Source organism: Nitrospirota bacterium, from assembly GCA_020846775.1.
In the GTDB taxonomy this organism is placed as follows: Bacteria; Nitrospirota; 9FT-COMBO-42-15; order HDB-SIOI813; family HDB-SIOI813; genus RBG-16-43-11.
Genome location: JADLDG010000060.1, coordinates 17,625 through 27,964, shown reverse-complemented (window position 1 = coordinate 27,964; position 10,340 = coordinate 17,625). Strand labels below are relative to the sequence as shown.

General features: G+C 45.4%; 9 protein-coding genes. All 9 read right to left on the bottom strand.

What is annotated here, in order from left to right:
• Positions 1–395, bottom strand: a 395-nt coding sequence (gene tssE / locus IT392_08855; protein ID MCC6544594.1) for a type VI secretion system baseplate subunit TssE, incomplete at its 3' end; no start/stop codon positions are given.
• 15 nt (positions 396–410) lie between these two features.
• Positions 411–905, bottom strand: a complete 495-nt coding sequence (locus IT392_08850) for a type VI secretion system tube protein Hcp (GenBank protein ID MCC6544593.1) — start codon at positions 903–905, stop codon at positions 411–413.
• Positions 906–953: 48 nt separating this feature from the next.
• Entirely contained in the window at positions 954–2,447 is a 1,494-nt protein-coding gene (tssC, locus tag IT392_08845) for a type VI secretion system contractile sheath large subunit (GenBank protein ID MCC6544592.1), read from the bottom strand.
• 17 nt (positions 2,448–2,464) lie between these two features.
• Complete coding sequence (tssB, locus tag IT392_08840) at positions 2,465–2,986, bottom strand: type VI secretion system contractile sheath small subunit (GenBank protein MCC6544591.1); 522 nt, start codon at positions 2,984–2,986, stop codon at positions 2,465–2,467.
• A gap of 62 nt (positions 2,987–3,048) precedes the next feature.
• On the bottom strand, positions 3,049–4,386 hold the full coding sequence (gene tssA, locus IT392_08835) for a type VI secretion system protein TssA (GenBank protein MCC6544590.1): 1,338 nt from the start codon (positions 4,384–4,386) through the stop codon (positions 3,049–3,051).
• A gap of 146 nt (positions 4,387–4,532) precedes the next feature.
• Positions 4,533–5,342: a hypothetical protein gene (locus IT392_08830; protein ID MCC6544589.1), complete on the bottom strand. Its 810-nt coding sequence runs from the start codon at positions 5,340–5,342 to the stop codon at positions 4,533–4,535.
• A 66-nt stretch (positions 5,343–5,408) separates the two neighbouring features.
• Positions 5,409–6,158 (bottom strand): DUF2094 domain-containing protein, encoded by a 750-nt coding sequence (locus IT392_08825; GenBank protein ID MCC6544588.1) that lies wholly within the window; start codon positions 6,156–6,158, stop codon positions 5,409–5,411.
• Positions 6,146–9,634: a type VI secretion system protein ImpL gene (locus tag IT392_08820; GenBank protein MCC6544587.1), complete on the bottom strand. Its 3,489-nt coding sequence runs from the start codon at positions 9,632–9,634 to the stop codon at positions 6,146–6,148. The genes IT392_08825 and IT392_08820 overlap by 13 nt, the downstream gene beginning before the upstream one ends.
• Positions 9,635–10,312 (bottom strand): DotU family type IV/VI secretion system protein, encoded by a 678-nt coding sequence (locus tag IT392_08815; GenBank protein ID MCC6544586.1) that lies wholly within the window; start codon positions 10,310–10,312, stop codon positions 9,635–9,637.
• Between the last annotated feature and the right edge of the window lie 28 nt (positions 10,313–10,340).

The following is a 10,340-nucleotide window of genomic DNA, read 5'->3' as shown; positions in this document are numbered from 1 at the left end:
ACTAACAGTCCGCTTATCCTGAACCTGACATTCCTTTCGTTTTGAGCAGACGCCTCAAGCCGCACAATTACATTCCTCAGCCTGCTGTCAAAACGTGAGATAGTCTTCTCGACATCATTACGGAGCTGCTGTTTTATTGTTGGACTTCTTGGGTCCTCGGATGTAAAGTCCCGAAGGCCATATACAAACAGAGAATTGCTGACTTCTCTGTATTCAGCAGGCACAGGGAATATATTTCGTTTTGTGTTAAGAAGATTCTCAAGATCCCTGACGACCGCGGCCTTGATTTGATTGATACCGGGAAGACGATTCTGAACAGGCTCACTTGATACCGCTGGTTCATAATCAATGAGCCTGTCCAGAACAGACGTCTCACTATATTGGTTTCTATTCATACTTCACAGGACTATTTATCCGCCCTTATTTGCCTGAAGGTCCCAGTTAGTTTTGACATCCCCTTTGGGTTTACCGGTAGCATGGTCTGTCTCTGTATACGTCCAGTCAATCTTTCCATAGGAAAATGATACCTCTTCAAGAGGTAAGGGTTCTCCGCCCTTTGAAGAGCCAGAGGGGCTGAATGAACTGACGACTGAGTCGTACAACTTTATTTCCATGTACTTTTGTTTGTCTCCTGATGCACGGCACAATTCAAGTGTTATCTCCTTGATATGCTCTCCGTTTGCGCAAAAAAGGGCCAGCTTCGGGGTGGCCTTGTCCACAGTTTTTACAAAAGAAAAAGGGGCGAAATTTGCACGCTGCGCCGTACGGCCGCCTCCGCTGCTTGCGGAACCTGAGGAAGGCTGGGATATAGCTGTGTTAAAAGACAGCACTTCAATCCATTCCTTGTGCTTGTCATCGGTACTTTCTCCTTTAATACTGTCAATTTTTAAAAACGCATCAAACATTGTCTGCTACCTCCTTAAAAAGTTAGATTATTTACGCAACCTCCACTTCTACTGTTTTGCAGGCGGAGGCAGGTTTGCAACCAGCCTCAAAGAAACGCTCAGTTCATCAAGCTGATAATGGGGCTTCAGAAAAGCAACAGCCCTGTAAGCGCCTGGTTTACCCGGTATTTCGCTTACATCTATCCTTGCCTCCCTCAAAGGATGACTTGCCTTTGCCTCCTGTGAGGCGTTATCGTCAAGCAATACATAACTTGCAATCCACCTGTTAAGGAAGTCTTCAGCGTTTTTACGGGTCATGAAACTACCGATCTTGTCTCTCATCATAGACTTCAGGTAGTGGGCGAATCTTGAAACTGCGAGTATATACTGCAGTTGCGAAGATAAACGTGCATTGGCATTAGCCGATTCTGAGTCATAGACTTTAGCCTTATTAGCCGTTTGTGTGCTGAAAAATGCTGCATAGTCAGTCCCCTTGCAATGCACGAGTGGGATGAATCCCAGATCGGCAAATTCCTTTTCTCTCCGGTCTGTAATGGCTATCTCGGTAGGACACTTGAGCGCCACGTCTCCTTCATCTGTTTTAAAAGTATGGACCGGCAAGCCTGAAACAAGTCCTCCGCCTTCAACACCCCTTATAGCCGCTGTCCAGTGGTACTTGGCAAAGGCATCTGTGAGGCGCGTTCCAAGGGCATATGCGGCATTACCCCAGAGGTATTTACCGGTATCAGTACCATCCACATCTTCTTCATAATTGAAACTTTCTACTGGTACATTTGCCTGGCCGTATGGCAGCCGCATCAGAATATGAGGCAGGGCCAGCGCCACATACCTTGAATCCTCCGACTCGCGGAATGACTTCCACTTGGCATATTCCACGCTCTGGAATATCTTTGAAAGATCGCGGGGTCCGCTGAGTTCCTCGAACTTGTCCCAGTTAAACAATGTTGGCGATGCTGCAGAGATAAAAGGTGCGTGGGCTGCTGCAGCGACCTGTGATATCTTTTCAAGAAGAGAAAGGTCCTGGGGGTTGTTTCCAAATTCATAATCACCAATCAATGCCCCGTATGATGCACCGCCGAACATTCCGAATTCTTCTTCATATATCTTTTTAAAAAGGGTAGACTGATCAAATTCGCTTGCCTTTTCCATATCTTTCAAGAGATCTTTTTTTGAAACATTCATTACCCTTAGTTTCAGTTTCTCTCCTGTCTCAGTGTTCTGTACAAGATAGTTTAACCCCCGCCAGGATGCTTCAAGTTTTTGAAAATCAGGATGGTGCATGATCTCGTTGAGCTGAACGGAAATAAGCCTGTCAATCTGTGCAATTCGAGCATTTATCATACGTTCAGTATCTTTTGAAACCGTTATGGTGCCTTCCATAATCTGTTTCACAAACTCACTGAGAACATCCCGTGCCCACCCCTTCTGGCTTTCATCACGGATCATACGTCCCTGTTCAATAATCTGATCTAAAAGACCCTTTTCTTCCTGTACCTCCTGTGCCTGTCCTTCCTGAGCCTGCTCTTTTTGTTGTTCAGCCATATGAGTCCCTCCTTTCCTTATTTATCTTCCTCTGATTTTTCTGTACCGGACTGCTCACTGAGCTTCTGCAGTGTATCTGTATTGGCTATAACGTTCTGCAGCAGTTCATCAAGCTTGTCATTCCCATCCAGTTTGCTAAGCAGGTCAGAAAGCTTGCGCCTTGCCTCCCCCAGCTTGCGCAGAGGGGCAACCTGATCAGCGACTCGTTCGGGATGAAAGTCATCCAGACCTTTAAAACGAAGTTCTACTGCCATTTTGGTGTCATCCCCTGAAAGCTTGTTGTCAACCTTGAAGGCTATCCTCGGTTTCATCCCTTCAAGTACCTTGTCGAAATTATCCCTGTCTATTTCTATAAACTTTCGATCCTTAAGCTTTGGAGGCGGCTCGTCAGGATTTCCTGACAAATCTGCCAGGACACCTACAACAAACGGTATTTCCTTCATCTCGATTGAGTCCCCGATCTCCACGTCGTAGGTTATCTGGACCCTTGGAGACCTGACCCTATCCAGCTTGTGCTGTAAACTTTCTTTTTTTGCCATAATCAACTCCTTTCCTTTTTGTGATTGTCATCTTTTACCACTTCGCAAATATTCCTTATATCTTACTTCCCGTAACTAATAGCCCTTGTTACATCAATTGTGCAAAGTTTCTGAAAAAGTGTCTGTGCCCTGCCCGGGTCATCATCAGTACCGCTTTTTGTCAGACATTGATACAATGCATCAATTACCTCTGCAATCCAGACTGGTGATTCCCATCTATCCAAATGCAGCTCTTCAATCAATGCATTCAACTCTTCAACAATGGGTCTGGCAAGATCAGGCCTGTTTGCCTTAAGGCACAACCTGGCTATGAGAAGGCGAAGGCGGTTCCTTTCTCTTACTGACGGGGCGCTGTTGCATGCAGTGAGAAGCTGATTCAACGCCTGCTTCATTCCCGATGTCTTCATCACTTGAAGCGCCTCCTGCCATAAAGCATCTTCAGAGATAAACGAATCAGTTGCCGCAGATGTCGTTATTGCCGAAACAGGAATCCGCTGAATTGTTTCTATTTCGGAAATGGATTGGAGGTCAACCTCCGGCTGTATATCCATGGCATTCTGTTCAACAGCACTTCCTTCCTCAGATTCCGGTGCATTCACATTCCCTCCTTTATCTTTGATTATCTTGGTGACTACTCTTTCAAATTCCTCAAGAGAAAGGCCAAAATCAGAAAACCTCGGGGCCTTGGAGCCAAACTTTTCATCAAGTATCCCATCTATTTTTTTAAAATCATCCCGGCATGTCTTTATCTTTCCGGCAAGTGATTCATAAAAAGGTATGGGTGATAGTGCAACTGCCGAGTCGAATTCTTCGGCGGTTATCTTCCCTTCTCCTATAAACTCATCGCGTTTCTTCTTCTTTCCATCATCTGTATCGCCAAACTGGTTCCTCGTATCCGCTTCATATCCGACCATGCGGGACTCCTGCCATTTCAGATAGGAATACCCGCTTGTAACCTTGCCGTCTGTTATAGGGATACCCTTAATAAACGGAATCAGTTTCTCGTTCATAAATTCGAGTGGAGCTGCCCTGAACTCCATATCTCCATCCTCAATCACAGGATAAACATGGTCCCAGTAATCGCTCAGGAAACCAATAACTATTTTCAATCCGGCTGACAGTCCATCAAAACCATCAGTATTGATTAATGCCTCGGTAAGCCATGCTGCGATCTGCAGGTCTTTGCTCTTCTTAATAAGCGCATCTTGAGCCACCTTTATTACCTTGTCCCAATCCGATGTTTTAATATCGTGCTGCCATGCACCCCGGTCAAGAGCGTCGTCCGCCCTCCTTGCCTCCTTGATATCTTCATAAGTCTGGCTGTAGCGGAGATCCTCGCCTGCCGGGTTTTCACCCGGTATAGGAGCTAATATTTTTTCAATGTCAACCTGTTTTTTCATTCGAAAATAGCCTTTCAAATCCCCCCTTCCCCCCTTTTCTAAAGGGGGGAACATGATTCCCCTCATTGAAAATGGTGGGAACTAATTTCCCCCTTTGAAAAAGGGGGATTAAGGGGGATTTTTCACGTCCCTATGTGAACCGCTGCTCATGAGAGTTCTCCGGGATCAGGGGGGTTAAACAGTACCTCCCTAATATCCACTATGCCCACTTCCTCATCACCAATCAAGAAGAGGTGCTGCCCCATCCCCCTTGAACATGGTCCTTTCTCCTTTGTCCAGTCAGTCATCCTGCCAAGTTTAACCCGGTCATCCTCATGGAGGAATGATTCCGGATAAAGTACCGGCAGATAACAGTTGAGGTTAAGTCCCTCCCAGGTCGTTACGCGTGCAGTAATCCAGATAAGATCCAACAGAGACTTAGGCGGTGTTATTGAAAGTTCCCTGATTGATTCAAAGGGGACCAATATGTATCGTTCATGTACAATCGTCTCAAGAAAGAAAGAGAGGGTTATATCAATGTCAATGAAACCTGTAAAGCTTTTCCCGTCAATGGTTCCGGATATTACAGGAATTTGAGAGTTTATTTTATCGAACAGTTCGATTGCATCATCAAACCTGTTTTCGTTTAACTTTTCATGTGCAGAAAGATAAAGTTCCAGATAAGGCGGTGTATCAGGAAGAAAGGCCGGTCTCCTGCCGCTTCTGACAACCTCTAATCGTTCCCTTTCCGCATGTATAAGGTTCTTGTAGACCTGTATACCTGTTTCACTTTTCGGATCCAGCGTAACAAGTACATCGAGATGGCGTTCTGCCTTGTCCCATTCACCCAGCAGGGTGTGAACCTGAAACAAAAGCGTCCGTTTACCTGTATCTGCCGGAGAGGACTTCACCTCTTCAATCAACTGCCTGCGTCCATCTGAAAGCTTACCTGACCTGATAAGTTCTTTGGAATCCATTGAAAGGTTGTCCCCCGTTTACAGGTAATAATTATATTAGACTATACTGCTAATTGCAATCGAAACTTATCCTTTTTCTGCTGAAGAGACTGACCACAACCTTATGAAATCAGCAGGTGCCAGAGGTCTTCTAAAAAATGCCAGATAAACCTTTTCAAAAGTCCCACCCATAAAAGTTACATTTGGAACAGTCTTGTCATGAGACATTAATAGATGGTGCCAGCGGCTGATTAGTGCGCCCTGGTCATGAGAATCTTTATGGTCAAGGGGGATAAAGCTATCACCCTCACCTGACATTGGAACTGCATTATTTTGAAAATTCTCAGGATTGTTTGAGATGGCATCTTCCCATTTGGCATTTAGTTCGGACCATCCTGATAAAGGGGGTCTGACCCCGTTTATCTCTGATTCTAATTTTTTTAAATCGCTATATCCCTGAGAAGAGATGTATTCAATCTGATTCCATGTCTTTTCACAGGAATAAGGCATGTCATCCCAATGCTCTTCCCAATTTTTAAGGAGGCCTGAACCCATTATTAACAGAGGATACTGCCTTCCGATATTATCACTGCTGTCCTTTAGAAGCCCGCAGATCAGCATCTCTTTCACAGCCCCTTTGGCCCAGAAACGCCATGAGATTGGATTAAGGTTATTCTTCCCATTCGGAAGCAGATTGCTGTAACCTTCTTCGACCCAATTGGAAAAACTGCGCATCACCGGAAAGTCCTGACCGACTCTGAAATAATCCTTTGCTGCCGGATGCTTGCCGTAAGCTGCCCAGTTCCACGATGAGTCTGGTTTTGTTAATCCCAGCATGTTACTATTTCTCTCGGTGCACCTGATTGTGCCTGTCCCGTTGAAGCGCCTGCACTCCTGAGGATGGCATTTTCCCCGCTGAACTGATAATTAATACTGATATATTTAATTCCCGCCTTTTTAAGTCCATTTCTTTCTTCCGGGAAGTCAGTGGCATTAAAGGTGTGACTACCCCTCGGGAAATCACGCAGAAAATTTATAAAACCCTGCGGACCCGGATAATGCCTCTCAAGGCTGATATTCCCGACTTCAATTTTCAACATAACATCACTGCATGTTACAGGGGACCATGTAAATGTCCTGGTGATAGGATAATTGAAATTGACAAGGTTCTGGGTTTCGCCTTCGCACGATAGCTCCAGATGGCTTTTGTGAGGTTTAATACCGGCATCCGGGTTGGCGCCAATGGGCAATCCTGATATCTGCACCTTATAGTACTGCTGCTGCATTTGGGGAAGTGTTGCAGCTTTTGCCTTAGCCCCCACTGACAGGAAAGAGAGAAAAGGACTTTTAAAAGGTATTGAACCGCCCATGACCTCTTTACCATAATAACCCCTCGCAACCTTCCATTCAATTAATGGCGCTGCAGGTCCTTTGATGAACTTCCACACAAGACCTTCCTGTCCAAAAAGTATCTCAACCGACTGCTGACCGGAAACCCCTTGTGACTCCGCAAGCACCTCCTTTTCCCACTGGCTTTGTAACTGACAGGCAGATTCCATGCGGGCATACTCCCATAGATAATCGAGTGAACCGGTTAGCAGTCTGCTGAAAAGATCATCTGTAGTATGCTGACCCGAGAGACTTACCTTCAGTCTTGAGACAGCCCTGTCAGCTTCTAAGAAGGGTGACTTGCCTGTTAAGGGATCTTCACTGTATGCCTGCAGGGTCATCTTGTATATCTCCCCCCGGGAGGTTGCTGATTGCGTGATTGACGTAAGTGCATTTTTATACTCCTGTAATGCCTTGATAGCTGTTGACTGGGATTCCTGTGTCGGTGTTTCAATCTTTCTGCCAATTTTTGCTTTTATCTTGTCAATAAACTTCATACCTTCCTCAGAGGTCTTTGCCACAACTCCCCCTGCAAACCCCGCGTTTTTTACATTCTGAAACTGATATACCTGTTGAAGCCACAAAGGCAGGTTTTCTCCTGTAACTATAGGTTCAAGGTCTGATGCAGCTCTGTTCATGAATGCAAAATAAGGACCCTCCTCTGTTGCCACTCTACTGGCAACAGGCTGATTCTCTTTCATACCATTGAGCCGTTTAGCCCCTTTGGAAAAGGCCAATGCAAAATTCTGCCATGCCTGAAAACTGTTGATGCGATACCACGCATCAAACTCGCCCTTATACCTCTCCCTTATAGTAGAGTCATTGAGCGCTGATTCTATCTCACTGAACATTGAATCTATCGCCTCATTTCCCTTACGGGAGTATGCCGGATCTAATATTACCTCCCCATCTGAAGAGGCATTCCCTCCCCAGAAATCTTTCAGGGTTATCGGCGCTACAGTGCTGTCCCTGTTTGTCCATGTTACAATCCAGCGATAGTTTGAACCCCTTAATCTCATCAGGTCTTTCAAAAGAGACTGAAGAGTCTCTATCTCTTTGTTAACATCGCCGGTATCTGAACGCCAATACAAATAATAAAGAAACATCCGGCCGAACTTTTGTTTCACCGCCGGGGTCAGTTCAAGTTCACCTGATGACAGTAGAGAGAGATACGCCGGTTGAGGACGTGTCTCAAGGGTTTCAAGTTCTTCATCTGCAACCCGTGATTTAAGCAGGTTTATACGCCTCACTATGTGAGAGACATATTGTCCAAAGATTTCATCAGATACAGCAGGGCTCAACGTTGCGACATTTTCTCTCAGGCGTTTATCGAGCGGGACCAGAAATCCCTGTTGGAACAAGTAACAGAACTTATCCTTCAGCAGCTTCTCGACATTAATGCTTTCATGCAATCCGAATCTTGGAATCCACCAGCTCTGATTCTGCTCTTCGATTTTCAGTATCGCCCTATTGAATTGCTCCATACTGTTGATGTCTGTCTGGAAATCACGCTGAAGCACAGGGAGTTTTGCAAATTCGTGCGAGATACCACGAAGTGTCCGCAGATTTTTAACAAAGGAAAAACTTAACAGCCCGCATATGGCCAGCCCGATGACAATCCATGCGGTTACACCAAGATTTCTGGTAAGATTGTTCCACTCAATGGCAACCCTGGTTGGTTTCAGCAGGCCCCTGTCCTTTGGAAGGATATTTGAAAAAAAGTCATGCAGGAACAACCCTTTGCTCGTTCCAGGAAGGACCTCCTTTTCCCCGATCAAGCCTAATGCATTAAGGAAATGAGAAAAAGGTGTGCCCTCCTGACGGCCGCTGCTGAAATAGATCCCCCTGAGAACAGGGGTCTCCTGATACGGACTCTCCTTGAATGCAATCCTGATAAATGTTTCGAGTCCCTTTTTAAGATTATTGAACTCTTCCGGGAATAAGAGCAGCCCCGGGTCAACCTCCCTCGATTCAGGTTTATGTAAAAGCAAGAGGCGGAGATTCCTTAACCGTTCCCCGATGGTATTGATCGCATTCTCAAGAAAGGATGTTACATCTTTTGAAAGATTCTGGTTAATGAAACCCATCGGCTGATCAAGACTCTTTTCCGGCAGGCTTCCGCAGAACTTAGTCATTCCCTGGATAAGATCGCATTTGGTCACCAGGAGGTAAACAGGAAACCTTGTTCCGAGGACCCTCATCAATTCATCAATACGACGCCCGATATTCCTTCCGTCTTCCTCCAGTACTTCTGGAGAGTTTGCAAGGAGTTTATCTGCAGACACCGCGACAATGAGACCATTGAGAGGTTCCTTCTTTCTGTATTTCACCAGGAGGTTTAAAAACTTCTGCCATTCCTCTTTATCGCGACCTTCATCAACAGGGATTGCATACCTTCCTGCTGTATCAAGAATTATTGCCTGCTCAAAAAACCACCAGTCACAGTTCTTGGTACCCGATATCCCCGATGTCTTTGTTACCTCTATAAAAGGTGATGACAGTTTTGCGCTGTTTAATGCAGTCGTCTTACCGGAACCACTCTCCCCCAGGATCATATACCATGGAAGTACATATAGTGGATTACCCTGTTTTTTCAGATGCGAACGCTTCAAGGCCTCAACGGCCTCTTTCCACTTATTCTGGATTTCGGTATGTTCAGTCCTCTCTTTCCCCTGCATGGCCTTCAGTCTCGCTTCATCCTGCGCTATAACCTGAGAAACAAACATCTGCTCTCTGCGCCTGAGAAGTATCTTTTTCAGGAAAAGACTGCCGATTCCGGCCCCGGCTATTCCGAGTAAAAGGAAAAAACCGACCCACCATGGCCAATCCATGACGAGAACAAATCCGAAGATTATTAGAATAGATATAATAACTACGGCTGCGATGAGGACATATTTCAGGTATTTCATTATATTGTCTTTCATTTATGGCACTGCCTTTATAATGTTTTCACTGACCCCGCTCAAGGTAAAATGGTATATAAGAAACAGCAGCCCAAACAGAATAACCGGCGCTGCTATCCCTGAGATAGTCAGGAGTGAAAAGTTGAATTTCTGTTTTTGAGGAGTAATCTCTGCAGCCTGCTGCGGATACGCCTCAGGGAAAAGATCCCCCCGGTCTAAAGAAAGAAGTCCTACAGAACTCCCCATAAGGAACTTGAGGTTGGAAACCTTTAATTGTTCAAGAAGGAAATCGTCTCCTTCTTTGCAATAGCGGCCCTTGAATCCGAGGGTCAGGCAGAGATAGTAGACCTCCCTCACCTCCCGCTGATGAAGCCCCAGATTATTTAACCGTTCAAATACCTCTTCACCGGCACCGGTAGTATTGTAATATATACGCTGGAGTTGTTCCTTCTGCCAGTTGTTTTTCTGATTCCAGTTAGAGGCAAGAATCGTCTCATCCACCCAGGCGCAGATCATAAATTTTGCCTGATTATAATCTTCCTGAGAGTATGATCCTTTTTGAATGCACTGCTCACTTTCTGAGAGAAGGCGAGTGATATCAGCCTTAACCTGTTCATAGGGGGGCTGCTTAATTTGAGCTGATTTTTGAAAGTACACAACGTAGGCCACAATGTCCATAAAACAGTCAGTCAGATGCATATTGGACTCCTTTGCTCATGATAATTAC

Bases quoted from the DNA above. Each gene is read 5' to 3' on its own strand.
- IT392_08830 (MCC6544589.1), bottom strand. From the start codon at position 5,342: ATGGATTCCAAAGAACTTATCAGGTCAGGTAAGCTTTCAGATGGACGC.
- IT392_08815 (MCC6544586.1), bottom strand. From the start codon at position 10,312: ATGCATCTGACTGACTGTTTTATGGACATTGTGGCCTACGTTGTGTAC.
- tssC (MCC6544592.1), bottom strand. From the start codon at position 2,447: ATGGCTGAACAACAAAAAGAGCAGGCTCAGGAAGGACAGGCACAGGAG.
- IT392_08820 (MCC6544587.1), bottom strand. From the start codon at position 9,634: ATGAAAGACAATATAATGAAATACCTGAAATATGTCCTCATCGCAGCC.
- IT392_08825 (MCC6544588.1), bottom strand. From the start codon at position 6,158: ATGCTGGGATTAACAAAACCAGACTCATCGTGGAACTGGGCAGCTTAC.
- tssB (MCC6544591.1), bottom strand. From the start codon at position 2,986: ATGGCAAAAAAAGAAAGTTTACAGCACAAGCTGGATAGGGTCAGGTCT.
- IT392_08850 (MCC6544593.1), bottom strand. From the start codon at position 905: ATGTTTGATGCGTTTTTAAAAATTGACAGTATTAAAGGAGAAAGTACC.
- tssA (MCC6544590.1), bottom strand. From the start codon at position 4,386: ATGAAAAAACAGGTTGACATTGAAAAAATATTAGCTCCTATACCGGGT.